At 65.9% G+C, this 25,530-nt stretch carries 27 protein-coding genes; 12 read left to right on the top strand and 15 right to left on the bottom strand.

Annotated features, from left to right (window positions below):
• Window positions 1-30: 30 nt before the first annotated feature.
• On the bottom strand, window positions 31-765 hold the full coding sequence (locus ACODTA_RS22815; RefSeq protein WP_489068936.1) for an SDR family oxidoreductase: 735 nt from the start codon (window positions 763-765) through the stop codon (window positions 31-33).
• Between the two features lie 124 nt (window positions 766-889).
• On the opposite strand from ACODTA_RS22815, the gene ACODTA_RS22810 reads away from it, so the two are divergent.
• Window positions 890-2,611: an IlvD/Edd family dehydratase gene (locus tag ACODTA_RS22810; RefSeq protein WP_489068934.1), complete on the top strand. Its 1,722-nt coding sequence runs from the start codon at window positions 890-892 to the stop codon at window positions 2,609-2,611.
• A 204-nt stretch (window positions 2,612-2,815) separates the two neighbouring features.
• On the opposite strand, the gene ACODTA_RS22805 is transcribed toward ACODTA_RS22810, so the two are convergent.
• From ACODTA_RS22805 to ACODTA_RS22780, 6 genes are all read right to left on the bottom strand, one after another.
• Complete coding sequence (locus ACODTA_RS22805) at window positions 2,816-3,346, bottom strand: MarR family winged helix-turn-helix transcriptional regulator (RefSeq protein ID WP_489068932.1); 531 nt, start codon at window positions 3,344-3,346, stop codon at window positions 2,816-2,818.
• Window positions 3,347-3,490: 144 nt separating this feature from the next.
• The gene (locus ACODTA_RS22800) at window positions 3,491-4,873 is read right to left on the bottom strand and encodes a hypothetical protein (RefSeq protein ID WP_489068930.1); all 1,383 of its coding nucleotides are present in this window, start codon (window positions 4,871-4,873) and stop codon (window positions 3,491-3,493) included.
• Window positions 4,870-5,460: an ATP-binding cassette domain-containing protein gene (locus ACODTA_RS22795; RefSeq protein ID WP_489068929.1), complete on the bottom strand. Its 591-nt coding sequence runs from the start codon at window positions 5,458-5,460 to the stop codon at window positions 4,870-4,872. The genes ACODTA_RS22800 and ACODTA_RS22795 overlap by 4 nt, the downstream gene beginning before the upstream one ends.
• Before the next feature lie 99 nt (window positions 5,461-5,559).
• On the bottom strand, window positions 5,560-6,207 hold the full coding sequence (locus ACODTA_RS22790; protein ID WP_489068927.1) for a heme exporter protein CcmB: 648 nt from the start codon (window positions 6,205-6,207) through the stop codon (window positions 5,560-5,562).
• A complete protein-coding gene (gene ccmA / locus ACODTA_RS22785) occupies window positions 6,204-6,788 on the bottom strand; it encodes a heme ABC exporter ATP-binding protein CcmA (protein WP_489068925.1) in 585 nt (194 codons plus the stop codon). The genes ACODTA_RS22790 and ccmA overlap by 4 nt, the downstream gene beginning before the upstream one ends.
• Entirely contained in the window at window positions 6,785-7,204 is a 420-nt protein-coding gene (locus ACODTA_RS22780; RefSeq protein ID WP_489068924.1) for a metallopeptidase family protein, read from the bottom strand. The genes ccmA and ACODTA_RS22780 overlap by 4 nt, the downstream gene beginning before the upstream one ends.
• Before the next feature lie 46 nt (window positions 7,205-7,250).
• On the opposite strand from ACODTA_RS22780, the gene ACODTA_RS22775 reads away from it, so the two are divergent.
• A complete protein-coding gene (locus ACODTA_RS22775) occupies window positions 7,251-7,541 on the top strand; it encodes a 4a-hydroxytetrahydrobiopterin dehydratase (protein ID WP_489068923.1) in 291 nt (96 codons plus the stop codon).
• Window positions 7,542-7,560: 19 nt separating this feature from the next.
• On the opposite strand, the gene ACODTA_RS22770 is transcribed toward ACODTA_RS22775, so the two are convergent.
• Window positions 7,561-8,346, bottom strand: coding sequence for an SDR family oxidoreductase (locus ACODTA_RS22770; RefSeq protein ID WP_489068922.1), 786 nt, complete (start codon window positions 8,344-8,346; stop codon window positions 7,561-7,563).
• 169 nt (window positions 8,347-8,515) lie between these two features.
• On the opposite strand from ACODTA_RS22770, the gene ACODTA_RS22765 reads away from it, so the two are divergent.
• Genes ACODTA_RS22765 through ACODTA_RS22750 form a run of 4 tightly spaced genes read left to right on the top strand, consistent with a single transcriptional unit; the run spans window position 8,516 to window position 12,158 of the window.
• On the top strand, window positions 8,516-9,286 hold the full coding sequence (locus ACODTA_RS22765; RefSeq protein ID WP_489068921.1) for an ATP-binding cassette domain-containing protein: 771 nt from the start codon (window positions 8,516-8,518) through the stop codon (window positions 9,284-9,286).
• Complete coding sequence (locus tag ACODTA_RS22760; protein ID WP_489068920.1) at window positions 9,283-10,815, top strand: ABC transporter permease/substrate-binding protein; 1,533 nt, start codon at window positions 9,283-9,285, stop codon at window positions 10,813-10,815. Before ACODTA_RS22765 ends, ACODTA_RS22760 begins: the two co-directional genes overlap by 4 nt.
• Window positions 10,816-10,825: 10 nt before the next feature.
• Window positions 10,826-11,347: a hypothetical protein gene (locus ACODTA_RS22755; RefSeq protein WP_489068919.1), complete on the top strand. Its 522-nt coding sequence runs from the start codon at window positions 10,826-10,828 to the stop codon at window positions 11,345-11,347.
• A gap of 49 nt (window positions 11,348-11,396) precedes the next feature.
• Window positions 11,397-12,158 (top strand): isocitrate lyase/PEP mutase family protein, encoded by a 762-nt coding sequence (locus ACODTA_RS22750; RefSeq protein ID WP_489068917.1) that lies wholly within the window; start codon window positions 11,397-11,399, stop codon window positions 12,156-12,158.
• 53 nt (window positions 12,159-12,211) lie between these two features.
• On the opposite strand, the gene ACODTA_RS22745 is transcribed toward ACODTA_RS22750, so the two are convergent.
• Window positions 12,212-13,678 (bottom strand): serine hydrolase, encoded by a 1,467-nt coding sequence (locus tag ACODTA_RS22745; protein WP_489068915.1) that lies wholly within the window; start codon window positions 13,676-13,678, stop codon window positions 12,212-12,214.
• 209 nt (window positions 13,679-13,887) lie between these two features.
• Here ACODTA_RS22745 and ACODTA_RS22740 point away from each other — a divergent pair, with 209 nt between their 5' ends.
• The 3 genes from ACODTA_RS22740 (at window position 13,888) to ACODTA_RS22730 (ending at window position 16,662) form a co-directional block, all read left to right on the top strand.
• Window positions 13,888-14,397: an RcnB family protein gene (locus ACODTA_RS22740; protein ID WP_489068913.1), complete on the top strand. Its 510-nt coding sequence runs from the start codon at window positions 13,888-13,890 to the stop codon at window positions 14,395-14,397.
• Window positions 14,398-14,505: 108 nt separating this feature from the next.
• Window positions 14,506-16,314: a DUF885 domain-containing protein gene (locus tag ACODTA_RS22735; RefSeq protein ID WP_489068911.1), complete on the top strand. Its 1,809-nt coding sequence runs from the start codon at window positions 14,506-14,508 to the stop codon at window positions 16,312-16,314.
• A gap of 216 nt (window positions 16,315-16,530) precedes the next feature.
• Window positions 16,531-16,662 carry a hypothetical protein gene (locus ACODTA_RS22730; protein ID WP_489068909.1) on the top strand — a complete coding sequence of 44 codons (132 nt, stop codon included), beginning with the start codon at window positions 16,531-16,533 and terminating at the stop codon, window positions 16,660-16,662.
• A gap of 157 nt (window positions 16,663-16,819) precedes the next feature.
• Here the strand turns inward: ACODTA_RS22730 and ACODTA_RS22725 are convergent, their stop codons facing one another.
• Window positions 16,820-17,332 (bottom strand): GNAT family N-acetyltransferase, encoded by a 513-nt coding sequence (locus tag ACODTA_RS22725; RefSeq protein WP_489068907.1) that lies wholly within the window; start codon window positions 17,330-17,332, stop codon window positions 16,820-16,822.
• Window positions 17,329-18,924: a lysine--tRNA ligase gene (locus ACODTA_RS22720; RefSeq protein ID WP_489068905.1), complete on the bottom strand. Its 1,596-nt coding sequence runs from the start codon at window positions 18,922-18,924 to the stop codon at window positions 17,329-17,331. Before ACODTA_RS22720 ends, ACODTA_RS22725 begins: the two co-directional genes overlap by 4 nt.
• Before the next feature lie 11 nt (window positions 18,925-18,935).
• Here ACODTA_RS22720 and ACODTA_RS22715 point away from each other — a divergent pair, with 11 nt between their 5' ends.
• Genes ACODTA_RS22715 through ACODTA_RS22705 form a run of 3 tightly spaced genes read left to right on the top strand, consistent with a single transcriptional unit; the run spans window position 18,936 to window position 22,712 of the window.
• The gene (locus ACODTA_RS22715; RefSeq protein ID WP_489068903.1) at window positions 18,936-21,659 is read left to right on the top strand and encodes an ATP-dependent DNA helicase; all 2,724 of its coding nucleotides are present in this window, start codon (window positions 18,936-18,938) and stop codon (window positions 21,657-21,659) included.
• Window positions 21,656-22,201 (top strand): SixA phosphatase family protein, encoded by a 546-nt coding sequence (locus ACODTA_RS22710; protein ID WP_489068901.1) that lies wholly within the window; start codon window positions 21,656-21,658, stop codon window positions 22,199-22,201. Before ACODTA_RS22715 ends, ACODTA_RS22710 begins: the two co-directional genes overlap by 4 nt.
• Window positions 22,194-22,712 carry a GNAT family N-acetyltransferase gene (locus ACODTA_RS22705; RefSeq protein ID WP_489068899.1) on the top strand — a complete coding sequence of 173 codons (519 nt, stop codon included), beginning with the start codon at window positions 22,194-22,196 and terminating at the stop codon, window positions 22,710-22,712. The genes ACODTA_RS22710 and ACODTA_RS22705 overlap by 8 nt, the downstream gene beginning before the upstream one ends.
• Before the next feature lie 25 nt (window positions 22,713-22,737).
• Here ACODTA_RS22705 and ACODTA_RS22700 read toward each other — a convergent pair whose 3' ends face one another.
• The 4 genes from ACODTA_RS22700 to plsX form a co-directional block, all read right to left on the bottom strand.
• Window positions 22,738-23,118 (bottom strand): MerR family transcriptional regulator, encoded by a 381-nt coding sequence (locus ACODTA_RS22700; protein ID WP_489068897.1) that lies wholly within the window; start codon window positions 23,116-23,118, stop codon window positions 22,738-22,740.
• Between the two features lie 7 nt (window positions 23,119-23,125).
• The gene (locus ACODTA_RS22695; protein WP_222992539.1) at window positions 23,126-23,422 is read right to left on the bottom strand and encodes an integration host factor subunit alpha; all 297 of its coding nucleotides are present in this window, start codon (window positions 23,420-23,422) and stop codon (window positions 23,126-23,128) included.
• A gap of 89 nt (window positions 23,423-23,511) precedes the next feature.
• Window positions 23,512-24,471 (bottom strand): beta-ketoacyl-ACP synthase III, encoded by a 960-nt coding sequence (locus ACODTA_RS22690; RefSeq protein ID WP_489068895.1) that lies wholly within the window; start codon window positions 24,469-24,471, stop codon window positions 23,512-23,514.
• Window positions 24,468-25,517 (bottom strand): phosphate acyltransferase PlsX, encoded by a 1,050-nt coding sequence (gene plsX, locus ACODTA_RS22685; protein WP_489068893.1) that lies wholly within the window; start codon window positions 25,515-25,517, stop codon window positions 24,468-24,470. Before plsX ends, ACODTA_RS22690 begins: the two co-directional genes overlap by 4 nt.
• Window positions 25,518-25,530 lie beyond the last annotated feature (13 nt).

Raw genomic sequence — 25,530 nt, 5'->3', positions numbered from 1 at the left:
GAAATATCGCTTCGATTTCCAGGCCTTGGATCAGCCCCGGCCGATAAAGGGCATGGTGGTCGGCATGATCGTGAGCGACGCGATGTTCGCTCCGAGGGGAAGCGCGGCCATCTGCGCGACCGCCTGGGCGACGAGATCCACGGGGATCGTCGGTTCGCTGGCGATCCGCCCGTCCGCCTGCATCACGCCGGATGCCATCTGGCCGGTCATGACGGTCGCCGCATTGCCGATATCGATCTGTCCGCACGCGATGCCGTGGCGGCGACCTTCGAGCGCCGTCGCCTTGGTCAATCCGCTGACCGCATGCTTGCTGGCAGTATAGGCCGCCGCATCCGGGCGCGGCGAATGCGCCGAGATCGAACCGTTGTTGATGATGCGGCCGCCCTGCGGATCCTGCGCCCGCATCATCCGCATCGCGGCGCGCGTGCACAGGAAAACGCCGGTCAGGTTGGTATCCACCACCCGGCGCCAGTCCGCCGGATCCATGTCCGCGATCGGCGTTGGCGCCATGCCGGTGCCGGCGTTGTTGAACAGCAGGTCGAGCCGGCCGAAGCGCGCCGAAACATCGGCGAACAGTCGGTCGACGGAGGCCGCATCCGCCACGTCCGCGGCGATGGCGTGCGCACCCGATATCTCTCCGGCGGCCAGATCGATCGCGTCGCGCCGCCGTCCCGTCAATATGCAGGTGAAGCCGAGTTTCGCGAGTTCCATCGCCGCTGCCCGGCCGATCCCGCTGCCGCCGCCCGTTATCAGTGCCACCTTCATCCGCCGCCTCCCTGATCGATCGCGGATCGGTGGCATCGGCCATCGAAAAAGTCGACCAAAAAGACATCCGGGTTGACGAATCGATATTCGACGACATCATTCGGGAAGAAGCGAGGGGAATGACGTGAACGAAAATCGAAGCGGCCGGCGCTCGTCGGCATGGTTCGGGCTCGACAGCCCGACCGGGCTGATCCACCGATCCTGGCTGCGCAATCAGGGCATTCCCGCATCGATGCTGGATGGCCGGCCGGTCATCGGCATCTGCAACAGCTGGTCCGAACTGACGCCCTGCAACGCCCATCTCCGGGACCTTGCGGACTATGTGAAGCGCGGGGTCTACGAAGCCGGAGGCTTGCCGCTCGAATTTCCGGTCATGTCGCTCGGCGAGACGCTGATGCGGCCGACGACCATGCTGTACCGGAACCTCGTCAGCATGGATGTCGAGGAATCGATCCGCGCCAATCCGATCGACGGCGTCGTGCTGCTGTGCGGCTGCGACAAGACCACGCCCGCACTGGCGATGGGTGCGGCGAGCGTCGACCTGCCGACGATCGTGGTCTCCGGCGGCCCCATGCTCAACGGCAAGTTCGAAGGCGCCACGATCGGTTCAGGCACCAGCCTGTGGAGCATGTCGGACGATGTGCGCGCAGGGCGGATGACGATGGCGGAGATGGCGGGCGTCGAAGCCGCGATCTCGCGCTCGGCGGGAAGCTGCATGACGATGGGCACCGCCTCCAGCATGGCGGCGATGATGGAGGCCATGGGGCTGGCCTTGCCGCAGAACGGCGCCATCCCGGCGGTCGATTCGCGCCGCCGCATGCTCGCGCATGAATCGGGCCGGACGATCGTCGACCTGGTCGAGCGCGACATTCGCATGTCGCGCCTGCTCACGCGCCGCGCCTTCGAAAACGCGTTGCGGGTGAACGCGGCGCTCGGCGGATCGACGAATGTGGCCATTCACCTGCTCGCCATTGCCGGTCGCATCGGCGTTCCGCTCGACCTGGACGATATCGACCGTCTCAATCGCGACATCCCCTTGCTGGCGGACGTGATGCCCGGCGGCAGCCGGTTGATGGAGGATTTCTATTATGCCGGGGGCGTGCCCGCGGTGATGCGGCGGCTGGGCGGATCGATCGACCATGACGCACCCAGCGTCATCGGCCGGATCGGGGATATGGTGTCGGACGCGCCCTGCTGGGACGACACGATGATCCGTCCCGTCACCGATCCGATCAAACCCGCCGGCGGGATCGCCGTGCTGCGCGGAAATCTCGCGCCAGACGGCGCCGTCATCAAGCTTTCGGCGGCAAGCCCCGCCCTGCTGGCACATCGTGGTCCCGCGCTCGTGTTCGACGGCGTCGCCGATCTCAAGCGCCGGATCGACGATCCGTCGCTCGGCGCCACGGCGGACAGCGTCCTGATCCTTCGCGGCGCCGGCCCGCGCGGTTATCCCGGCATGCCGGAAGCGGGCAGCATCCCCATTCCCGCATCCCTTCTGGCGCAGGGCGTGAAGGATATGGTTCGGATCTCGGACGCGCGGATGAGCGGCACCTCCGGGGGCACCGCCATTCTCCATGTCGCACCGGAAGCGGCTATCGGCGGACCGCTGGCATTGGTCCGCGATGGCGACATGATCGAACTCGACGTCGCGGCGCGACGCCTGCACCTGGACATATCGCCGGAGGAACTTGCACGACGCGGCGCAAAGGCCTGGCAGGCCCCGTCACCCGTCTATGCCGGCGGCTATGCCGATCTCTACCAGATGCATGTGCAGCAGGCCGACCGCGGCGCGGATTTCGATTTCCTGATCGGCTGCCGCGGTTCGGATCCGCCGCCCGCCTATTGACCTTAGAGTCCGTTTGAGAAAGCCGGTACCAGCCCGCTCCCCCGCCCAACCTCCCGATCCAGTATGATCCTGTCGGGAGGTTGGGCGGGGGAGCGGGCGGAGCAGCCGAAGGTTCCGGCGATGCGAAGCATCGGTGGAATGGCTGCGGAGGGCGGTACCGCCATCAGAAAGCGCTCTTCCGCGCTTTCTCAAACCGACTATCCGTCAGGCGCGGCTGGCCGCCACGGCGCGCGCCTGTCCGCCCGAGCGCGCGGGGCCCTGCTGCGTGACTTCCTCGATATTCCACGCGTCCTTCGCAAGGTTCGGCGCGGCGGCGATTTCCACCATTACCTCCGCCCATATCTCCATCTTCTCCTGGCCGACGCGTTCGGCGACCGCCTCGAGCACGCTTTCCTGGCAGCGATCCAGCGCAGCCTCGAATTTACGGCCGGCGGGCGTGAGCTTCACCGATTTGGCGCGCCGATGCAGCGGATCGACTTCGACCTGGACCAGATTTGCGCGGAGCAGTCCGTGAATTGATTTGTGGAGCGCCTGTTTCGACGTGCCGTTCCGCACCGCCAATTCGCTGAGTGATCGAGCAACCCCCTTGCTCAGCGAATCCATCACGCGATGATGGTTGCGCCATAATTTGCGGCGCGTAAGCAAAACATCCGATTCCTTCGCGACGTTCATCAGCGCGAACCAGACGAGATGTACGTAGCGCTTGAGATCGTCGCTACCAGCAGTGCTCGGCACGATTCATTGTCCTGTCAGACCAATATCATAAAATGCGATAGGGCAGTCGAATGCCATTGTCGATTGGAGCGCATGGCGGAGCACGCCGGGCTTTCAATCGAATATATTGCTATCGGACGCCTTTCTCATGGTCCGACGCCCGCTTCAGCTCGCGAAATAGCCGTACCACAACAGAAGCAGGATCAGCCGGGGCGCGAAGGCCGACCGGCTGAAGCCCGTCAGGGTCGCGGCGACCAGCGCCGCGACCAGACCCGTGCCCAGTGCAAGCAGAAGCGGAGCGGCCGAGAACTGCGTGATCGCGGCGGGCAGCGCCATCACCACCGCCCACGCCGTTCCCGCCATGACAAAGGCGATCCGGCGCGACATCGGCGCCAGCATCGCCACCCCGCCAAGCGTGTGGAGCCGCTCGCTGCGCGACGCATGAGCGACCAGGCCAAAGATCAGCGGCAATAATGCCGCCGGACTGCCGATATGGCGATAATCGCCGAGCAGGCCGAGCAGGGCGGCGCCAGCCGCCAGGACCAGGAATGCGCGCCCGTCGCCGATCAGGCGGAACTCGGCTTTGAGCAGCCCGATCAACGGATGCGCGGAGATCCCCGCCGGCATTGTGGAGGGCGTGGCCGGCGCTGCAGGACGGAAGGCGAGGAGGCGCGTGAAAAGCCCCGGCCTCGACGGTTTCGGCCTGGCGATATGCGGGGCATGGATCAATCCAGATAGCGCGGCAAGCGCCACCGCGAGAGCCGCCCAGGTGACGCGCGAAGCCAGATAGCCGGGGGCGACCAGCCCGGCCATCGCGTCGAGCGGGGCACGGCCCGGCAGGATGCGGGTGACCCCAATGCTGAAATCGCCCATCGCCAGCGGCTGCGGCCCGGTCAGCGGACGGACGAAGCCCGTCATGTCGAGCATGTTGACCGCATAGGAGGATGGCAAGCTGCTGAGCACCGCCGGCACCGAGATCATGGTCAGCCACGCGATGAAGAACAGCGTCTCACCCCATCCGCCCCGCGTGAAACGCAACGAATCGACAAAAGTGCGGATCGCCGCGAGCATCATCAGGCTTGGCGCCGCCACGACCCATAACGTCAGCGCGATATGCCCGATATTGAGCGGACCGCTCCCGACCAGCCAGCCCAGGAACCAGCCCGCGACCGTCAGCGCGGCCAGGACCGCGAACAGCACCGCCACGTCCGCGTCGAAACGCCCGAGCGCGATCGCCACGCGCGATGCCGGGGTCACTTCCTCGATCTGCCAGGGCTGGATGCGCGTGACGTTCGAGCGGAGATACAAGAAACCGACGGGCAGCAACAATGTCGAGACGATGATGCCCAGGGTCACGCCCAGCGTGGCGGAGGTCATCACCGGCAGATGCCCACCTATGGCAACCTGCAGCCCCGTCCCGTCATCCTGCGCGACCATATAGCGCGCACCGATCGGCGCGATCAGCAGCAACAGCCACAGGCCGCGGCTGTACGAATATCGGGTCAGCGCGGTCCGGAGCGTCGAACGGACGACTGCGGCCATGCTCATGCCGGCCGCACCTGCCCACCCTCGACCCGCAGCACCGCGACGGCATGCGGCGCGAGTTCATCGGCAAGATGCGTGGTCATCACCACGGCTGCGGTCCGCGCACGCTCGACGACGAGAGCGCCGAGCAACCGGGCGGTCTCGCGATCGAGCTCGGCCGTCGGCTCATCCAGCGCCAGCAGTCGCGGCGCGCCGAGCAGCGCCTGAGCGAAGATCAGCCGCCGCCGCATGCCGCCCGAATAGGTGCCGATACGGTTGCCGATATCGGGGCCCAGGCCGATCGCTTCCGCAATGCCCGCGAACTGCGCGTCGGCCGCCGCAAGATCGAGCCCCTTCAGCGCGGCCATATGCATCGCGAAGGCGCGCGCGCTCAGATCGTCGGGCAGATCGACCGCCTGCGGCGCATAGCCGAGCGACCGGCGCAGCGCCGCGCGGCCGGCGGGAAGCGGTGTGCCGTCCCAGATCACCCGGCCCGCGCTGGGCCGTTCGGCGCTCGCCACCAGACGCAAAAGAGTCGATTTGCCCGCACCGCTGGGGCCGGTGAGCAAGGTGAGGCCGATCGGAAAATCGATCGTCACGTCATCAAGCACATGCTTGCGCCCGTACGATTTACGAACCTGATCAAGCTCAAGAATTTTCATATCAGGTGTCTTATATAAATAAGACAGCTCAGACAAGCGATATCGCGGCTATTCCCGGCCCGCCCGGATCGCCGCACCGGCGGCGAAAGGCCCCATGCCGACAAGGATCAGGCTCGCCGCCGCGAGCAGCTTGAGCCCGCCCCCGCCGAACTCACCGAGCGAGCCGGCGCCGAAGATGATCAGCGGCACCGCAAGCGGCAGCAGCAACAGCCCGGCAAGCGCGCCGGCGCCGCGCAGACCGGCGGTGATCGCGCCGATCATGACGCCCAGCGCAGCAAGGCCGGGCGTGCCCACCGCCAGGCCGATCTCAAGCCGCCACAATGTCACGCCGTCGAGATTGAGCAGGGCGGACGCAGGCAGGGTCGCCAGCATCAATGGCGGCCCGAAGCTCAGCCAGTGCGACAGGATCCGGGTTGCGGCGACAGCCTCGTCGCTGACGCCACGAATCGCAATCTGGTCGAGCACGCCGGCGCGCGTATCGGGCTCGATCAGTCGCTCGATCGGCAGCAGCGCCGCGAGCAAAGCCGCGATCCAGACCACGCCGCCGCCGGTTCGCGCGAGCAGTTGCGCATCCGGCCCTACCGCGAAGGGAAACAGCGTGGCGACCAGCAGGAAGAAGGCGACGGGCAGCAATGCTCCGCCCGCGCGATAGGCCAGCGCAACATCCCGGCGCACGAGCAGCAGCAACAGCCTCATCGCGCCGCTCCCAACGAGATCGTGCGCACGCCATCCAGCTTCAACGGCTGGTGCGATGCAACAAGCAGCAGCCCGCCACCCGCGCGATGCGCGGCCATCGCGGCTTCCAGCCGGCCGATCGATTCGGCATCGAGCCCGTTTCCGGGTTCGTCCAGCAGCCAGATCGGCGCGCCGCTCGCGATCACGCGCGCCAAAGTCGCGCGCTTGCGCTGCCCGGTCGAGAGCATCCTTACCGGCACCGATGCGAGCCGCGCCAGCCCCATCGCGTCCAGCGCGGACGCGACACGATCCATGCCATTGTCCAGCCGAGCCCAGAAGGCGATCGCGGCACCAAGGCTCGCCTGCGGATCGAGCGCAATATTCTCGTCGGCAAGCGCGATCCCGCCATCGCGCTCGACGGCGCCGACCGCCGGCTGCAACAGCCCGGCGGCAAGCCGGAGCAGGCTCGACTTGCCGATGCCGTTGGGTCCCGTCACCAGCGCCGCATCGCCGGGGCCAAGCGCGAAACCCAGCCCTTCGAACAGCAGCCGCCCGCCGCGCATGCAGGCGGCGTCCCGGAATTCGAGCCGCGCGCCGGTCACCCGCGCTCGACCTCTCGAACCTCGTCCTCCAGCGCATGCATGTCGGCATCCGACAGGCCGAAATGATGGCCGACCTCATGGATCAGGACATGCGTCACCAGCGCTTCAAGCGACACGCCGGTATCGACCCATTCGTCGAGCAGCGGCCGGCGATAGAGATGGATGGTGGCGGGCATGTCGCCGGTGGCGGCGGGCTGGCCGACCGGACGCCCCGAATAGAGGCCGGTCAGGTCGAACGGATCCTCGATTCCCATCTCGTCGAGAATCGCCTCTTCCGCGAAATCCTCGACGATCAGCAGCACACCCGAGAGATGGATGCGAAACCCCTCCGGCAATCGCTCCATCGCATCACGCGCCAGCGCCTCGATATCCGCCGCGCTCGGCGCATGGCGCGCCTGTTGACCTGTTCCCGACATGCCGCGACATAAGCAGAATAGCCGAGAGATGCCTAGGGAGGGATGCATGGTTGATCAGCTCAGCGAAGCGGAACGCGAAGACGCACTCGACGGGCTGCCCGACTGGGATCATGACGAAGGCCGTGACGCGATCTCACGCAGCTTCACCTTCGAGAATTTCTCCGAAGCCTTCGCATTCATGACGCGCGTCGCGCTGCTCGCCGAAGCGGCCGACCATCATCCCGAATGGTCAAACGTCTACAATCGCGTCGATATCCTGCTCACCACGCATGACGCGGGCGGGCTTTCCGAACGCGACATCGAGATGGCCGAGGCGATCGACGCACTGGTGGATTAAGGCTCGCCGGCCGTCAGGCCTATCTCCTGCCCAACCGCGTCCCAAGCTGCTTGCGCAGCATGCGCGGCATCCAGCGCGCAGCGAAGGCCATCGACTTCGCGGTCTTGCCGACGACGGTATGAACGCGGTCGCCATGCACGGCATCCCAAGCCGCCTGCGCCACATCCTCGACGGGCGTGAATTCCAGCCCCGCCGCCGCGACATTCTCACGCGCGGTGCCATTGCTGCCCGCCGTCACCGCATCGAGCAACGGCGTATCGATGAAGCTGGGCATGATCGATCGCACCTTGATGCCCAGCGGACGCCATTCGATGTCGAGCGCTTCGGTGAAGCCGCGCACGCCGAACTTGCTGGCCGCATAGACGGCCAGGCCAGGCCCGCCATAAAGGCCAGCCGCCGAACAGGTGTTGAGCATGCACGACCCCGGCGTCGCGCGCAGCAGCGGCAATCCGACATGCGCGCCGTTGATCACCCCCTTCAGGTTGATGTCGATCAACCGGTCGCTGTCCAATGGATCGCTGACGTCGAACTGGCCGCCAGCGGCAATCCCGGCATTGTTGAACAATATGTCGAGCCGTCCGCCGCTCGCCACCGAGAAGCCGTCGAGCGCACTCTGCCATTGGGCACGATCGCGTACATCCATCCGGTGCGTGCTCGACCGGCCCGGCGGCAGCATCGCGGCGGTTTCGGCGAGCCCGGCCTCGTTGATGTCGGCCAGCCCAACGAACCAGCCACGATCCGCGAACAGCTTCGCCGTCGCCCGCCCGATTCCCGATCCGCCGCCGGTGATGAAGATCGCCTTCATGATCGCCTCCCAGTCTCGCACACAACCATGACGACGGTGCGATTCCGGCTATTACTTACACAATGGTCAGTTAGTTCAAGCCACGCGCTACCGGAATCGTGAGGAGACCCGCTGGTCATTGATATCGCTTCGCTTTGTGCGCCCAATTTTCCGCGCGATGCATTAAGCAATGACGATGGCCGACGCTTCAGCAGTCCGTTTCGATACCGTGACCAAGGCCTATGACGGCCGGACCGCGGTCGATTCGCTGTCTCTCTCGATCGCGCGTGGCAGCTTCGTCGCGCTGGTCGGCGGGTCGGGATCGGGCAAGACGACATTGCTCAAGACCGCCAACCGGCTGGTCCGGCCCGACAGCGGCAGCGTCTCGATCGACGGTGAGGACGTGGCCGGGCTCGCGCCGCATCTGCTGCGGCGACGGATCGGCTATGTCTTCCAGAATATCGGGCTGTTCCCGCATATGAGCGTCGCGGAGAATATCGCTATCGGCTTCCGCCTGGAACGACGCGATCCCGGCGAGCGTGTCGCGCGCCTTCTCGATCTGGTCGACCTGCCCCGCGACATGGCGGTTCGCATGCCCGACGCGCTGTCCGGCGGCCAACGCCAGCGCGTCGGTGTCGCACGCGCATTGGCTCCCGAACCCACGCTGATGCTGATGGACGAACCGTTCGGCGCGCTGGATCCGGTGACGCGCGATCAGTTGGGCAGCGCCTATCGATCGCTTCATACGCGATTGGGGCTTACCACCATCCTCGTCACCCATGACATGGCGGAGGCGTTGCTCCTGGCCGATCGGGTGCTGGTGATGGCGGCGGGCCGGATCGTCGCCGATGCGACACCGCGGGATTTGCTGACCGGCAGGGCCGGTGCCATCGCCGATGCATTGGTCGCGGTGCCGCGCGCGCAGGCCGAACGGCTGTATCGGCTGGAGCATGGCGGATGAGCGAGGCGCTTGCCCGCCTGCCCGCGCTGCTCGCCGCGCATGTGCTGTTGTCGGCGGCGGCGCTGCTACTGGCGCTCGCGATCAGTCTACCGCTCGCCGTGATCGCGGCACGCCGACCGGCCGTCGCGCGGATCGCACTCGCCACCGCCAGCCTGATCCAGACGATCCCGGCGCTGGCGTTGCTGGCGCTTTTCTATCCCATATTGCTTGGCCTGTCGGCATTGATCGGAACGCGGATCCCGGCGCTCGGCTTCCTTCCCTCACTGCTCGCGCTGACGCTTTACGCGCTGCTCCCCATTCTCCGCAACGCGGTGACCGGGCTGACCGGCCTCGATCCGGCAGTGATCGAGGCGGCGGACGGTGTCGGCATGACGCCAGGGCAGAAATTGCGGCTGGTCGAAGCCCCGCTCGCCACGCCCGTGGTGATGGCCGGCATCCGCATGGCGGCGGTCTGGACGATCGGCGCGGCGACGCTTTCCACCACGGTCGGGCAACCCGGCCTGGGCGACCTGATCTTCGCTGGGCTGCAAACACAGGATTGGACGCTCGTTCTCATAGGCTGCCTCGCATCCGCCGCGCTGGCCCTGATCGCGGATGCGCTGCTCGGCCTGATCGCGCTCGGTCTCGCGAAACGGCGCCGGTTCGCGGTGTGGACCGGGCTTGTCCTGCTTGCGGGCGGCATCATTGCAGCCGCCCTGCCCCGGCTGCTCCCGGCGCCCGCGCGTGACACGGTGGTGATCGGCGCCAAGAATTTCTCCGAGCAATATATCCTTGCCCGACTGATCGGCGAACGCCTCAACGCGGCGGGCTATGCTGTCGAATATCGTGAGGGGCTGGGCTCGGCGGTGATCTTCCGCGCGCTCGCGGCGGGCGATATCGATGTCTATGTCGATTATTCGGGGACGCTCTGGACCAACGAGATGAAGCGCGGCGACGCGCCAGAGCGGGGTGCGATGATCGCCGCGATCGGCGACTGGACAAGGCGCGACCATGGCGTGGTGCTGGTCGGGCCGCTGGGCTTCGAGAACGCCTATGCGCTGGCGATGCGCGGGGCGGATGCGAAACGGCTGGGCCTGCGCACGATCGACGATCTCGCACGGACGAGCCCCAACATGACGCTGGGCGCCGATCTCGAATTTCTCGATCGCCCCGAATGGGCGATGCTGCGCGATGCCTATCCGCTGCGCTTCGCGGCGCAGCGTGCCTACAGCCCCACTTTCATGTTCCGCGCGCTCGCGAGCGGACAGGCGGACGTCATCTCCGCTTTTTCATCGGACGGGCGGATCGCGGCGATGAAGCTGGCGGTGCTTGCCGATCCGAAGGGCGCGATCCCAGGCTATGACGCACTGCTGCTCGCGGCCCCCCAGCGCGCCGGGGACGCACGCTTCCTCGCCGCGATCAGGCCGCTGGTGAACGCGATCCCTGTCGAGACAATGCGCGAGGCCAATTACCGCGTCGATCGCGATACCGACAAGCAAAGCCCGCAGGCTGTCGCACGCTGGCTCGACGCGCGGATTCGTCAACGGTAGAAAGCGCCCGATGCGTCCGTACATCCCGCGCCTGCTACTCCCGCTGCTGCTGATCGCCTTGCCCTGGCCGGTCGCGGCGCAGGTGGTGGCCACCTTTTACAGCCATGAATTCGGCGAGCATTTTCCGCACGCCTTCTTCATCCTGAAGGGCAAGACGATCGCCGAGGGCACGCCGGTCGACATCAACTACGGCTTCACGCCCAAATCGGTGACGCCGGCGATCCTGTTCGGATCGGTCGCGGGTCGCCTGGATACCGCCGATGCCCGCTATATCGCGCAAAGCGATCCCCAGTTCGCGGTGACGCTGAGCGATGCGCAATATCGCGCGATGCTGGCGGTGGTCGAACGCTGGCGGACACGGAAAAGCCCGAGCTACAATCTCAACAACGCCAATTGCGTTCATTTCGTCGGCGAAGCCGCTCAGGCGGCCGGACTGAAGGTGAGCTTTCCCAAGGCGCTGATGAAGAAGCCACGCAGCTATCTCCAGTCGCTGATCGCGCTCAATCCCCAGGTGACCATCATCAAGGGTTGACCGCAAGAAACAGGATGTTCCCGTCCTGTTCCCTTGCTATATTACCGCCATGAGCACCACGCAGACCGAGCGCGCCCGCGCCTTCGCCGCCCTCCACGTCAAGGGCGATCCTGTCATCCTTTACAATATCTGGGACGCCGGCAGCGCCGCCGTGGTCGCGCAGGCGGGCGCCAGGGCACTGGCGACCGGTAGCGCCTCGGTCGCCGGCGCCAACGGCTTCACCGACGCGCAAGGGCTGCCAATGGCTGCGGCGCTCGCCAATCTCGAACGGATCACGGCGGTGGTGGACCTGCCGGTGACACTCGATTTCGAAGGCGGCTATGCGACCGATCCCGCCGAGGTGGCCGAGAATGTCGCCAAGGTGGCCGCCGCCGGGGGCGTGGGCATCAATTTCGAGGATCAGGTGATCGGCGGCGAAGGGCTTCACGGCATCGCGGATCAGTCAGCGAAGATCGCCGCGATCCGCGCCGCGCTGGGCGCCGACTTCTTCATCAACGCCCGCACCGACATCTTCCTGAAGGCATCGGCCGATACGCATGACGAAGCGATGGTCGACGCGGCGCTGGAACGCGCGCGCGCCTATGCCGATGCCGGGGCCAGCGGCTTCTTCGCGCCCGGCATGAAGGACGAGGCGCTGATCGCCCGGCTGACCGAGGGCACGGCGCTCCCCGTCAACATCATGGATTATCCGGGCGTGCCCGCCGCCGGGCGCCTCGCCGCGCTGGGCGTGGCGCGGATCAGCCACGGCCCCTTCCCCTGGCGGCTGGCGATGAAGGCGCTGGAGGACGGCGCCAGAGCCGCCTTCGCCTAAGGTTTTTCAGTATTTGTCATTCCCGCGAACGCGGGAATGACAAGTGAGGTTGGTTATCTCCCCCCAACCCGTTCCAGCGGGTTACTGTGGCTCCAGACGCGGACCGGCTTGCCGTCCTTGCCCATCTCGAAGGTCAGCGGCTCGGCAAGCGTGTCGTCGGGCCGGATGCGGCGGAACACATTGCCTTCGACATGCCGGTAACGATCGAGATCCTCGACCGGATTGCCCGCATAAAGGCCGATGCCGACCAGTTCCTCGCCATAGGGCAGGATATAGGTGTCGTAATCATAGCCGGGACGGTTGTAGACGCCCTCATAGACCGACAGATCGACGTTGGGCGCGGGCTTGGCGGCGGTCGGCGTCGCCGGCTTGTCCGGGAACGTCGCATTGATGTCTCCCGCGACCAGATCGTAGAGCCCGCGCGTGATCGCTTCCGGACTGACGTCGTTGACGTTGACCATCGCGATCACCGCAACCTTGTCTTGCGGGCGCATCATCAGGCTTGTGCGATAGCCAGGGCAATAGCCGCCATGGCCGACCAGGGTCTTGCCCTTGTAGTTATAGACCGCGAAGCCGAGACCCCAGGTTTCGTCGGTCTTGTCGGGCGACATCCAGTGGACGCGCTGCATCTCGCGCAAGGTCGAGGACTTGATCACCGGATCGCCGCCGTCGAGCGCGCGGAACTGCCATGAGGCGAAACGGCCAAGATCCTCGACCGTCGAGGCGAAGCCGGCCGCCGGCGCGATCGCGTTGACCGTGTAGAAGGGGAAGGTCGCGCGCTCACCCTTGCCGTTGCGCGTCTTGTAGCCGACGGCGAACGCCTTGCCGTGAAGCGCTCTCGGCAGTTCGGACGTGGTGCTCGAAAGCCCGATCGGATCGAGCAGCCGCGCCTTTATATAAGCATGATAATCCTGGCCCGACGCCGCCTCCACCTGCTGGCCCAGCAGCGTGAGGCCCAGGTTCGAATATTGGAGATAGTCGTAGGCGCGATAGAGATTGGTCTGTTCGGACAGCCGCTTCTTCACGGTATCGAGATCGGGAAAGGATGCTGTCGACCAATAAGGCGTGTCCGACTCACGCGGCAGCCCGGCGACATGCGACATGATCGCGCGCGCGGTGACCGGACCATCGGGCTTGTCGACGTCGTGGATATTGTACCAGGGCAGATAGTCCCCAACGGGCTTGTCGATGTCTAGCTTGCCCTGATCGCGCAACTGCATCGCCGCGAGCGCGGTGAACAGCTTCGAGACCGAACAGATGCTGTAGCGCGTCTGCGGGGTCGCCGGCACTTTTGCGGCCAGATTTGCGTAGCCGAAGCCCTTCGACCAGATGATCTTCTGATCGTGGACGATCGCGACCGAGGCGCCCGGCACGGCTTCCTGCTCCAGATAGGTTTCGAGCCATTTTTCCGCGGCGCGCAATTTCGCGTCCAGCTTCGCCTGTCCTGCCGCATCCTGCGCCTGTGCCGGAACCGCCAGCCCCAACATGGCCGCGGTCGAAAGAAAATGCCCGAATTTCATGCCTGTTTCCCCGCTGCGAAAGGCACAGGCTAGGGCGCCGTGAAGCCGTTGAGAAGTGGGCCACTGTTACAATTTGCGACAGAGGCTTTCGGGATGCTGACCGATCCATTCCCGGAACGTTCAGCGCGAATCGCGCATTGAGTGCTCGTGCCGGCGGTCACCGCCTCTCGAATCGGGGGCGAGCCGGCAGGAGAATGAGGAGTAAGATCATGCGTAAGTTGATCATCGGCATCCTGATGGCGGCCACCGTCATGCCCGCCACCGCCATGGCCCAGTCGCCCGGCGAACTGCGCCGCGACCGGCAGGATATCCGCCAGGAACAGCGCGAGCTCAACCGCTCGATCCGCCGTGGCGACCACCCGCGCGAAGTGCGCGAGCAGGCCCGCGATGTCCGCGACGCCCGCCGCGAATATCGCGAGGATCTGCGCGACCGCGATCGCGCCTGGGGCCGCAACGACTGGCGCAATCATCGCCAGGGCAATCGTGGGCTCTACGCCCGTGGCAATTGGCGCGCGCCCTTCCGCTACCAGCAGTTCCGGGCCGGCGTTCGTATCCAGCCGACCTATTACAACCAGCGCTACTGGATCGCAGATCCCTGGCGCTATCGCCTGCCGCGCCCCTCGATGAACCAGCGCTGGGTGCGCAACTATGACGATCTGATGCTCGTCGACATCCGTCGCGGTATCGTGATCGACGTGATCCGCGGCTTCTACTGGTAACGGCGGACGCCCGCTGAACAGGCGGCTCCGGGGAAGTATCCCCGGGGCCGCTTGCCGTTAAAGGCCATGGCGTTATATCCGGGCAATACACGAGTTCCGGAGTTTCCAATGTCCATGTTCCCCATCCGCGCGCTGCTTATCGCCGCGGCGGCCACACTTCCCGTTCCGTTGCTTTCCCAGCCCCCGGCCGCGCCGGCCGTCGCGGAATCGCCCGACGCCGCACTCAAGCGACTGTTCGCCGAAAGCGACGAAGCCAGCCTGAAGCGCAACCCGATCTCCGCGATCTTCCGCGGCGACCTGCGCTATGCCGACAGGCTCGGCGATTTCGGGTCCGATGCCTATTTCGACGCCGAACGCGCCGCCGCGCAGCAGGATCTGAAGCGCCTGAAGGCGATCGACCGCGCCGCGCTGACGCCCGTCAACCAGATCGCCTATGACGTGTTCGAATATAATATGCTCGACACGCTGGAGACGCTGACCCCCGAATATCTGGCGGTGACGGCGGTGCGGCCGATCGACCATTTCTTCGGCCTGCACGTCTTCTATCCCGGTTTCGCATCGGGCAAGGGCGCCGCGCCGTTCAAGACGCTGACGGACTATGAGAACAATCTGAAGCGCCACAGGGACTATGTCGCCGCGCTCGACCGTTCGATCACCCGTTTCCGCGAAGGCATGAAGAGCGGCGTCACCCAGCCCAAGCTGATCGTCAACAACATGATCGACCAGTTCGACCTGCAAATCGCGCAGGGCGTCGAGGGATCGACCTTCTACGAGCCGGTCAACCAGTTCCCCGCCGGCATCTCCGCCGCCGATCAGGCGCGGCTGAAGCGTGACTATGCCGCCGCCATCCGCGACGGCATCCTTCCCGCCTATGTGCGGATGCGCGATTTCCTGAAGACCGAGTATCTGCCCGCCGCGCGCGACGGCGTCGGCCTGGTCCATATGAAGGGCGGCGCCTGGCTTTATGAGAAGCTGATCAAGAGCAACACCACGCTGCCGATGACCGCGGACCAGATCCATCAGCTCGGCCTGTCCGAAGTCGCGCGGATCCGGGGCGAGATGGAAACGATCAAGAACAAGGTCGGCTTCAAGGGCACGCTCGCCCAGTTCTTCGACCACATCCGCACCGATCCCAAGTTCAAGATGACCTCGCGCGACGCGATGCTCCAGCGCTATTACGATATCGGCAAGCGGGTCGATGCGCGGGTGCGTGAGCAATTCTCGACCATCCCGAAGATGCCGCTTGAGATCCGCTATTACGAAGCCTATCGCGAAAAGACCTCGGCGGGCGGTTCCTACGAGTCCGGCCTGGCGGACGGATCGCGCCCCGGTGTCTTCTATTTCAACGCCTATGATCTGCCGTCGCGCACGACGCCGGGCATGGAGACTCTGTTCCTCCACGAAGGCGTGCCCGGCCATCACTTCCAGATCGCCTTGTCGATCGAGAACACCGATCTCCCCGCCTTCATGCGCTTCGGCGGCAACACGGCCTATAACGAAGGCTGGGGGCTCTATGCCGAAACGCTGTGGAAGGAACTCGGCATGGAAACCGATCCCTATCAGCGCTTCGGCGGGCTCGACGACGAAATGCTGCGCGCGATGCGGCTGGTGGTCGATAGCGGCATCCACGCCAAGGGCTGGACCCGCGATCAGGCGATCCAGTACATGCTCGACAATTCGAGCATGGGGAAGACCGACGCCACCGCCGAGGTGGAGCGCTATATCGCCATTCCCGGTCAGGCGCTCGCCTATAAGGTCGGCCAGCTCACCATTTCGCGACTGAAGGCCAAGGCGCAGCAGGCGCTGGGCGCGAAATTCGATCCGCGCGAATTCCACGCGGAAGTGCTGATGACCGGATCGCTGCCGATGCCGGTGCTGGAAAAGAAGATCGACGACTGGATCGCGTCGAAGAAATAGCCTCTCCAGTCCCGTTCGGGCTGAGCCTGTCGAAGCCCCCCCGTCCTTTCTTCTGCTTCCGCGGCGAAGAAGGACAGGGCTTCGACAGGCTCAGCCCGAACGGTTGTCATATCCGTACGAGATTCCGTCCTTCACATTGCATTTCATCGACGCTCGTCCGCCGTCGATCGACCAATAGTCCCGCTCTCCCGGCGACCGCGCTATCCGCGCGCGACCATGAGACCGCAGCCTGCCCCGACATCGCATCCACTGATCCGCGCGCTGATCGCCGCGGCATTGCTGCTGCCGATCGCCGCGCTGCCCCTCGCTTATCCCGACGATCGGCCGGCTGAAGTGGTTCGGGGCTGAATCTACGCAAGCGCCGAACATGCGGCGCTTTCCCGTTCACTTCGAGCAGCATCGAGCGAAGTCGAGATGCGCCCGTCGAGAAGCGCTGCACCGGACTTCTCGACTACGGTTCTCGACAAGCTCGAACCTGCGCTCGAAGCAAACGGTAGGGGCAGCCTCAAACCCGCTTGTAGAAGATCGTCGTCGCTTCCGGTGTGCCCGCTACATTCAGCGCATAGTCCGGAATGCTGCCGACCTCGATCCAGCCCATCCGCCGATAGATACGCTCGGCGGCAACGCCCGCGGTATCGAGCACGAGCAGGCTGAGCTCCATGGCGCGCGCCTGTGCTTCCGCCGCCGCCATCAACACCACGCCCGCGCCCTGCCCTCGCGCATCGGGATGAACGAGCAGCTTGGCGATATCGCCGCGATGCGGCTGATTGTCGGTACCCGCGCGCACCACCATCACGGTACCGACCGGCGCTTCTCCGTCAAAAGCGACGAGCAGCGCGCATCCGCCATCCGCGATGCCGGCACGGCGTGCGCGCCAGAAATCGGCCGCGCGATCCTGCGTCAGATCCGCGAGAAAACTGACAGAAGCCCCATCCGCCACGCAGGCGAACAGCACTGCGCCGAGCGCGTCCGCATTGGCGTCGACCCATTCGGCATCGACGGCGCGGACCGCGATCACGCCGCCAGCGCCTCTGCGATCAGCTTGCGGCTGTTCTCCATGCCGTAGAGCGCGATGAAGCTGCCCATGCGCGGCCCCTGTTCGGCGCCCAGCAACGTCTCGTAGAGCGCTTTGAACCAGTCGCGCAGGTTTTCGAACCCGCCTTCCTTGCCGACCGCATAGACCTCGTTCTGAATCGTCTCCGCATCGGCATCGGCGGGCAGCGCCGCCAGCCGCGTGTCGAGATCGCGCAGCGCCCTGGCCTCCAATTCGGTCGGGGCGCGGCGCTTGAGCGTCGGCGCGACGAAATCGCGATGATAGGCGAGCGCATGGTCGATCAACCGGTCGAGCGCCGGATATTTCGCGGGATCGGCATCAGGCACATAATTGCCCAGATAGCCCCAGACCTGATCCTTGCCCGCCTCGCCCATCACGCCGACCAGATTGAGCAGCAGGCCAAAGGTCACCGGCAGCGCCTCCGTCGGAACATCGCCATTATGGATGTGATGGACGGGATTGCCGAGCTTCTGTTCGATCGGCTGGTTGGGCCAGTTGGCGCGGAACTGCCAATAATCGTCCACCGCGCGCGGGATCACGCCCATGTGCAGCGCCTTCGCCTTGCGCGGCTCGCGATAGATATAGAATGCCAGGCTCTCGTCCGGACCATAGGTCAGCCACTGCTCCAGCGTCAGGCCATTGCCCTTGGACTTGGAGATCTTCTCGCCCTTCTCGTCGAGGAACATCTCGTAATTGAAGCCCTCGGGCGGGCGGGCGCCGAGCACGCGCGCGATCTTCGAGCTTTGGGTGACCGAGTCGATCAGGTCCTTGCCCGACATTTCGTAATCGACGCCCAGCGCGACCCAGCGCATCGCCCAGTCGACCTTCCATTGCAGCTTGGCCGCACCCGACAGGATCGACTGCTCGACCGTCTCGCCCTCATCCTCGAAGCGGACGATGCCGTTCTCCGCGTCCACCACGGTAACGGGCACCTGAAGGACAATGCTCGACTTCTTCGAGATCGGCAGCACCGGCGAATAGGTCGCCTGACGCTCCTTGCCGAGCGTGGGCAACATCACCCCCATGATCGCGTCATAGTGCCTCAGGATCAGCTTGAGCGTCTCGTCGAAACGGCCGGAGGCATAGACCTCGGTCGAGCTCATGAATTCATAGTCGAAGCCGAAGCGGTCGAGAAACTCGCGCAGCATCGCATTGTTGTGATGCGCGAAGCTCTCATGCGTGCCGAAAGGATCGGGAATCTGGGTCAGCGGCTTGCCGAGATGACCGCGCAGCATCTCCTGATTCGGCACATTGTCCGGCACCTTGCGCAGGCCGTCCATATCGTCGCTGAACGCGATCAGCCGTGTCGGCACGTCCGAAATCGCCTGATAGGCTTGGCGCACCAGCGTGGTACGCAGCACTTCGTTGAAGGTGCCGATATGCGGCAGGCCTGACGGTCCATATCCGGTTTCGAACAGGATATGGCCCTTGGCCGGCGCGCCATCGGGATAACGCTTGAGCAATTTGCGCGCTTCCTCGAATGGCCAAGCCTTCGAATCGATCGCTGCGGCGCGCAAGTCACTCACTGGTGTTGCCCTTTCGTTCTTGTTCGGCATAACGGGGATGAATGGCCGCCTCTTTGCCCTATCCCGCGCTGCATGCAAGCCATGCCGGCATCTGGATCGCATCTCCCGATGGGGAGACGCGCGGCGTGAGCCGTGGCGAGGCGATCGCGCTGGCCGCCGAAACGCCGATGATCGTGCTCAACGCGCCACTTATCGGCCAGCGGCTGGGCTATCCCGAACTCTCCGGGCTCGACCTGTTGGAGCTGTTCGCCTTCATCCATCCGGCGCGTTTCGCGGTGCCGACACCCAAGGGTCTGGCGCGCGCGATCGGGCTGGCTCCGCCCGAGGATGATGCGAGCGCCGCCGAATTCCTGCGCCGCGCCGCGCAGGCGCTGCTGGCACGATCCGACGATCCGCACTGGGCTGAGCGCGAAGGCGCCTATGGCATGGCGCAATCGCTGCAGCGATTGCGCTGGCCATGGGGCGGGATCCTGCTCGACACGCTGAAGCGGCCCGACAGCAACGAGCGCTGGCTGTTCGCCCGGCTTCCCGAATGGGAGGAGAAGGCGCCACGCGCGGCACCGCGCACCGTTTCGCTCGCCGTACCCGACGTGATCGACCGACTCGACCTGCTGACCGGCCATGGCGCGGAGATCCGGCCGGGCCAGCGCGGTTATGCCGAGGTCGTGACCCAGACCTTCGAGCCGCGCGCGCGGCGGGACGAGCCCAATATGATCCTGGCCGAGGCCGGCACCGGCATCGGCAAGACGCTGGGTTATCTCGCCCCCGCCTCGCTCTGGGCCGAGCGGGCGGACGGCGCGGTGTGGATATCCACCTACACCAAGGCGCTGCAACGCCAGCTCAGTCGCGAGAGCGAGCGCCTGTTTCCCGATCCCAAGCTGCGCCGCCACAAGGTGGTGGTCCGCAAGGGCCGCGAGAATTATCTGTGTCTGCTCAACCTAGAGGACGCGCTGCAAGGCGGCTTTGCCGGGCGCGCGGCGATCCTGGCGCAGCTCGTCGCGCGCTGGGCCGCCTATTCGGCCGATGGCGACATGGTGGGTGGCGACCTGCCGGGCTGGCTGCCCTCGCTGTTCCGCCGCAACGGATCGACCGCGCTGACCGACCGGCGGGGCGAATGCGTCTATGCCGGCTGCCCGCACTACCGGAAATGCTTCATCGAGCGCGCGGCGCGCGCGAGCGCGGACGCCGACATAGTCATCGCCAACCATGCGCTGGTGATGGTCAATGCGGCGCGCGGGCGCGAGGCGGCGAACCGGCCGAGCCGGATCGTCTTCGACGAAGGCCATCATCTGTTCGACGCGGCCGACGCGATGTTCTCGACCGCGCTGTCGGGCCAGGAGGCGATCGAATTGCGGCGCTGGATCACCGGTCCTGAAGGATCGTCGCGCGGGCGCCGTCGGGGCCTTGCCGCCCGCCTGTCCGACGTGGCGAGTTATGACGACGAAGGGAGCCGCGCGATCTCCGCCGCCGTCAGCGCGGCACAGGCGCTGCCCTCGGACGGCTGGCTCCAACGACTCAATGAGGGCGCGCCATTCGGTGCGATCGAAGCGCTGCTCGCGGCTGTGCGCGGCACCGTGTTCGGCCGCGATGCCGGCGAGGATGCCGGCTATGGCCTGGAAACCGAGATGGCCGAGCTCGACGGTGCGATCGTCGAAGCCGCGCAGCCCGCGGCGGCAGCGCTCGATGCGATCCTGCGCCCGCTGGTGGCGCTCGGGCGTCGGCTGGAAGCGGTGATGGAGGACGGCCCGGACTGGCTCGACGGTCAGGCGCGCGCGCGCGTCGAAGGCGCGATCGCCAGTCTCGGCTGGCGCGCAGACATGCTCGGTGGCTGGCTGTCGCTGCTTTCGCGCATCGGCGGCCCCGCCGATCCCGATTTCGTCGACTGGCTGGCGGTCGACCGGATCGAGGGTCGCGAGATTGATATCGGCCTGCATCGCCACTGGCTCGACCCGACACGCCCGGTCGCGGAGATCGTGCTGAAACCGGCGCATGGCGTGCTCGTCACCTCCGCTACGCTCAAGGGCGGCGGCGACTGGGACACCGCCGAGGCGCGCACAGGCGCCCCGCACCTCGCCCATCCGCCGCATCGATTCGAGGCGCCGAGCCCGTTCGACTATGCGGCGCAGGCTGAAGTGCTGATCGTCACCGATGTGAAGAAGGGCGACATCGCGCAGCTCGCCGGCGCCTTCGGCAAGCTGATCGTCGCGGCCGAGGGCGGTACCCTGGGCCTGTTCACCGCGATCCGGCGGCTGCGCGCCGTCCACGCCCGCATCGCCGACCGGCTGGCGCGCGACCGGCTGCCGCTTTACGCTCAGCATGTCGATCCGATCGACACCGGCACGTTGGTCGATATCTTCCGCGACGATCCCCGTGCCTCGCTGCTCGGCACCGACGCCCTGCGCGACGGCGTCGACGTGCCCGGCGAATCGCTGCGCATGGTGGTGATGGAGGGTGTGCCCTGGCCCAAGCCCACCGTGCTCCATGCCGCGCGGCGGCTGGCGGGCGGCGGCAGCGCCTATGACGACCGGCTCATCCGCGCGCGGCTGGCGCAGGCGTTCGGGCGGCTTATCCGCCGCGCCGACGATCGCGGGCTGTTCGTGATGCTGTCTTCCGCCATGCCCTCCCGGCTGCTCACAGCCTTTCCCGCCGGCACCCCGATCAACCGCGTCACGCTGGACGAAGCCGCAGCGCGCGTGCGCCAGCGACTTTCATCCGTCACGATTTCGGGGCAAGAGGCCGCGACAAGGATCACGGAGAGGAAATGAAGACGCTCAGCCTGCTGCGCCACGCGAAATCGAGCTGGGACGACCCGGTGGCGCGCGATTTCGACCGTGCGCTCAACAAGCGCGGCATTCGCGGCGCGCGGCTGATGGGCGAATATATGCGGCGCGAGGGGCTGGAGTACGACCATGTCGTCTCGTCACCCGCCGTGCGCTGCACTGAAACGCTCGACTATCTGTGGGAGGGCATGGGCCGCACGCTTCACGCGACCTGGGACCGGCGCATCTATCTCGCATCCTGCGTCACTCTGCTCGACGTGGTGAACGATCGGCCTGATTCAGCCGATCATGTGATGATGTGCGGCCATAATCCGGGGCTGGAAGACCTGATCCTGCTGCTCGTCCCCGATCGCGCCGGCGATGCACTGCGCGACTCGGTCGAGGAGAAATTCCCGACCGCCGCGCTCGCCGAGATCAATTTCGATGTCAGCCGCTGGGCCGATGTGAAGGCGGGAAGCGGAAGCTTCGTCCGCCTGATGCGACCGCGCGACCTGGATGCCGCGCTGGGCCCCGAAATCGATGGCTGAGCCACTGCTGCGCCGTGCCACCGCCGCCGACGCCGACCGGCTTTCGCTGCTGGGCCAAACCACCTTCCTCGTTGCCTTCTCGTTCGACCATCCTGGCGATGCGCTGGTCACGCATTGCCGCACCCAGCATTCGCCCGAACTCTATGCCGATTGGGCCGAGCGCGCCGATCATGCGCTCTGGCTGGTCGAAACCGAGCTCGGCGCGCCGATCGGTTATGCCGCGATGACCCCGCCCGCGCTCGACATCCCGGTCGATGAAGGCGATCTCGAACTCAAGCGCATCTATGCGCTCACCGGCTGGCAGAATGTGGGGCTGGGGCGACGGCTGATGGACGCGGTGATCGCCGAGGCGCGGACGCGCGGCGCGAAACGGCTCTATCTGTGCGTCTACGAGATCAACGAAGCCGCACAGCGCTTCTATGCGCGCTGCGGCTTCGCCCGGGTCGGCCGGCAGGATTTTCGAGTCGGCGACGTGATCTTCAACGACTGGATCCTGGCGCTCGAACTATAACGCGAGCCCGACTCGGTTCAGCGAATCAGGCGTCGGCGAGCGCGCGAGCCAGATCGGTCCGAACCTGACGCAGTGCCGGCAGCATGCCTGTGGCCACTGCCGGCACGGATGGCTGCGGAGCGGCGGCGGGCGCGGCCACTGGCGCCATCTCGGCAGGGGGCCCCATGCGCTGGCTCAGCAGCTTTTGGACGCCCTTGATCGTATAGCCTTCCTGGTTGAGCAGCCGATTGATCCGCTGCGCCAGCGCAACATCCTCGGGCCGATAATAACGCCGCTTACCGGCGCGCTGGAGCGGCCGAAGCTGGGGAAAGCGCGTTTCCCAATAGCGCAGGATATGCTGCGGCAGGCCGAGCGAATCGGAAAGCTCGCCGATGGTCAGGAACGCGCCGGCAGCCTTGTCGCTCATGGCGGGGTCACCCGGCCTTGACGATGCGGTCGCGCAGCATCTGGCTGGCGCGGAAGGTGAGCACGCGCCGGGGCGCGATCGGTACCTCTACGCCCGTCTTCGGATTGCGGCCGACGCGCTGGCCCTTATCGCGCAACACGAAGCTTCCGAAGCCCGAAATCTTCACGTTCTGGCCGTCGGACAGGGCACCGCACATATGGGCCAGGATCTGTTCGACAAGCTTGGACGATTCCGCGCGCGACAGCCCGATTTCGCGGTGTACCGAATCGGCGAGATCGGCCCGGGTCAAAGTGGGTGCAGCCATGGAGAATCCCTCAGTCTAAGCGCCGATTTTCATCTTATCGTCACAGTGCCGCACGTCAATTCACCGACTGCCCCTATAACGGGACTGTCTCACCAGCGGACAACCGCGGCACCCCAGGTGAATCCGCCGCCCATCGCTTCCAGGACGACGATGTCGCCGCGCTTGATGCGACCATCGGAAACCGCGGTATCCAGCGCCAGAGGCACCGACGCCGCCGATGTATTGGCGTGCTGGTCCACCGTCACCACGACCTTGTCGGGCGACAGGCCAAGCTTGCGCGCGGTCGCATCCAGGATGCGCGCATTCGCCTGATGCGGCACCATCCAGTCGATATCGGCGGACGAAAGCCCGGCGGCCTCAAGCGACTCACCCAGCACCGACGCCAGGTTGACCACCGCGTGCCGGAACACCTCGCGCCCCTTCATCCGCACCTTGCCGACGGTTCCCGTCGTCGAAGGGCCGCCATCGACATAGAGCAGCTCGTTATGGCGGCCGTCGGCATGGAGCTTCGACGAAAGCACGCCGCGCTCACCCTCTTGCGCGCTCATCACGACCGCGCCGGCGCCATCGCCGAACAGCACGCAGGTATTGCGGTCTTCCCAGTCGAGAATGCGGCTGAAGGTCTCGGCGCCGATCACCAGCGCATTGTTCGCGGCCCCCGAGCGAATCATGCTGTCGGCGACCGAAACGGCATAGAGGAAGCCCGAGCAGACCGCCTGGACGTCGAACGCCACGCAATCGTCGATGCCGAGCGCCGCCTGCACCCTGGTGGCGGTGGCGGGAAAGGTCTGGTCGGGTGTCGCGGTTGCGAGCACGATCAGGTCGATCGAGGCGGCATCCAGCCCGGCCGCGGCGAGCGCCTTTCGCGAAGCGTCGGTGGCGAGCGTCGAGGTGGTCTCGTCGGGACCGGCGATATGGCGGAACCGGATGCCAGTGCGCTCGACGATCCATTCGTCGGACGTATCGACCGTCTCCGCGAGTTCGGCATTCGAGACACGGCGCTTGGGCAGTGCCGATCCAGTCCCAACAATCGCCGCGCGACGCGTCATGCCTTATGTGTCTCCGGGCGCTGATGCGCCTTGAAATTGGCGAGATCCTCGGTGATCCGCGCCGTCAGATTGTCCCGAACCATGCGCGCGGCCACACCGATCGCATTGGCCACACCGATCTCGTTCGCACTGCCGTGACTTTTCACCACCAGCCCGTTGAGGCCGAGGAAGACCGCGCCATTGTGATTGTTGGGATCGAGATGGTGGCGCAGCAACTCGGCGGCAGGCCGCGAGATGATGAAGCCGAGCTTGGACCGCAGCGAACTGGTGAAGGCCCGGCGCAGCAGGTCGGTCACGAATCGCGCCGTGCCCTCGGCGGTCTTGAGCGCGATATTGCCCGAGAAGCCGTCGCAGACGATCACATCGACTTCACCGCGCGACAGCCGGTCACCCTCGATGAAACCGGTGAAGTTCATCGGCAGATGCGTCGCCTCACGCAACATCGCGGCGGCATCCTTGATCTCGTCGGTGCCCTTCAATTCCTCGGTGCCGATGTTGAGCAGCGCGACGCGCGGGCGCTCAAGCTCGAGCGCGGAGCGCGCATAGGCGGCGCCCATCACCGCGAACTGAATGAGGTTTTCGGTGTCGCACTCGGTATTGGCGCCGAGATCGAGCATCACAACGTCGTTCTCGCCCAGGCTGGGGAGCAACGCGGCAAGCGCCGGACGATCAATGCCCGGCATGGTGCGCAGCGCGAGCTTGGACATCGCCATCAGCGCGCCGGTATTGCCCGACGACACGGCGGCGCCGGCCTCGCCAGACTTCACCGCCTGGATGGCAAGCCCCATCGACGTGGTCTTGGCGCGACGAATCGCCTGGCTGGGCTTTTCGGCGCCCGCCACGGTTTCAGGCGCGTGGACGATCTCCGACGCGGCGCTGAGATTGGGATGATTCTTCAGCCCTTCGCGGATCTGCGCTTCGTCGCCGACCAGCAGGAAGCGCATCCCGTCATTGGCGCGGCGCGCACGCGCCACACCCGCCAGCATGACCGCAAGGCCCTCATCGCCGCCCATCGCGTCGATTGCGATCCGCGGCGATGTAGACACCGGTCAGTGCTCC

It is taken from the genome of Sphingomonas sp. FG14, assembly GCF_057809675.1.
The sequence above is the reverse complement of the archived record's forward strand: the minus strand, read 5'-3'. Positions and strand labels throughout refer to the sequence as shown.

What these genes read in the sequence shown, in the direction of transcription:
- ACODTA_RS22815 (WP_489068936.1), bottom strand. Translation starts at nt 765, where the DNA reads ATGAAGGTGGCACTGATAACGGGCGGCGGCAGCGGGATCGGCCGGGCA.
- ACODTA_RS22800 (WP_489068930.1), bottom strand. Translation starts at nt 4,873, where the DNA reads ATGAGCATGGCCGCAGTCGTCCGTTCGACGCTCCGGACCGCGCTGACC.
- ACODTA_RS22790 (WP_489068927.1), bottom strand. Translation starts at nt 6,207, where the DNA reads ATGAGGCTGTTGCTGCTGCTCGTGCGCCGGGATGTTGCGCTGGCCTAT.
- ACODTA_RS22780 (WP_489068924.1), bottom strand. Translation starts at nt 7,204, where the DNA reads ATGTCGGGAACAGGTCAACAGGCGCGCCATGCGCCGAGCGCGGCGGAT.
- ACODTA_RS22775 (WP_489068923.1), top strand. Translation starts at nt 7,251, where the DNA reads ATGGTTGATCAGCTCAGCGAAGCGGAACGCGAAGACGCACTCGACGGG.
- ACODTA_RS22770 (WP_489068922.1), bottom strand. Translation starts at nt 8,346, where the DNA reads ATGAAGGCGATCTTCATCACCGGCGGCGGATCGGGAATCGGGCGGGCG.
- ACODTA_RS22765 (WP_489068921.1), top strand. Translation starts at nt 8,516, where the DNA reads ATGACGATGGCCGACGCTTCAGCAGTCCGTTTCGATACCGTGACCAAG.
- ACODTA_RS22760 (WP_489068920.1), top strand. Translation starts at nt 9,283, where the DNA reads ATGAGCGAGGCGCTTGCCCGCCTGCCCGCGCTGCTCGCCGCGCATGTG.
- ACODTA_RS22755 (WP_489068919.1), top strand. Translation starts at nt 10,826, where the DNA reads ATGCGTCCGTACATCCCGCGCCTGCTACTCCCGCTGCTGCTGATCGCC.
- ACODTA_RS22750 (WP_489068917.1), top strand. Translation starts at nt 11,397, where the DNA reads ATGAGCACCACGCAGACCGAGCGCGCCCGCGCCTTCGCCGCCCTCCAC.
- ACODTA_RS22745 (WP_489068915.1), bottom strand. Translation starts at nt 13,678, where the DNA reads ATGAAATTCGGGCATTTTCTTTCGACCGCGGCCATGTTGGGGCTGGCG.
- ACODTA_RS22740 (WP_489068913.1), top strand. Translation starts at nt 13,888, where the DNA reads ATGCGTAAGTTGATCATCGGCATCCTGATGGCGGCCACCGTCATGCCC.
- ACODTA_RS22735 (WP_489068911.1), top strand. Translation starts at nt 14,506, where the DNA reads ATGTCCATGTTCCCCATCCGCGCGCTGCTTATCGCCGCGGCGGCCACA.
- ACODTA_RS22730 (WP_489068909.1), top strand. Translation starts at nt 16,531, where the DNA reads ATGAGACCGCAGCCTGCCCCGACATCGCATCCACTGATCCGCGCGCTG.
- ACODTA_RS22720 (WP_489068905.1), bottom strand. Translation starts at nt 18,924, where the DNA reads ATGCCGAACAAGAACGAAAGGGCAACACCAGTGAGTGACTTGCGCGCC.
- ACODTA_RS22715 (WP_489068903.1), top strand. Translation starts at nt 18,936, where the DNA reads ATGGCCGCCTCTTTGCCCTATCCCGCGCTGCATGCAAGCCATGCCGGC.
- ACODTA_RS22710 (WP_489068901.1), top strand. Translation starts at nt 21,656, where the DNA reads ATGAAGACGCTCAGCCTGCTGCGCCACGCGAAATCGAGCTGGGACGAC.
- ACODTA_RS22705 (WP_489068899.1), top strand. Translation starts at nt 22,194, where the DNA reads ATGGCTGAGCCACTGCTGCGCCGTGCCACCGCCGCCGACGCCGACCGG.
- ACODTA_RS22700 (WP_489068897.1), bottom strand. Translation starts at nt 23,118, where the DNA reads ATGAGCGACAAGGCTGCCGGCGCGTTCCTGACCATCGGCGAGCTTTCC.
- ACODTA_RS22695 (WP_222992539.1), bottom strand. Translation starts at nt 23,422, where the DNA reads ATGGCTGCACCCACTTTGACCCGGGCCGATCTCGCCGATTCGGTACAC.
- ACODTA_RS22690 (WP_489068895.1), bottom strand. Translation starts at nt 24,471, where the DNA reads ATGACGCGTCGCGCGGCGATTGTTGGGACTGGATCGGCACTGCCCAAG.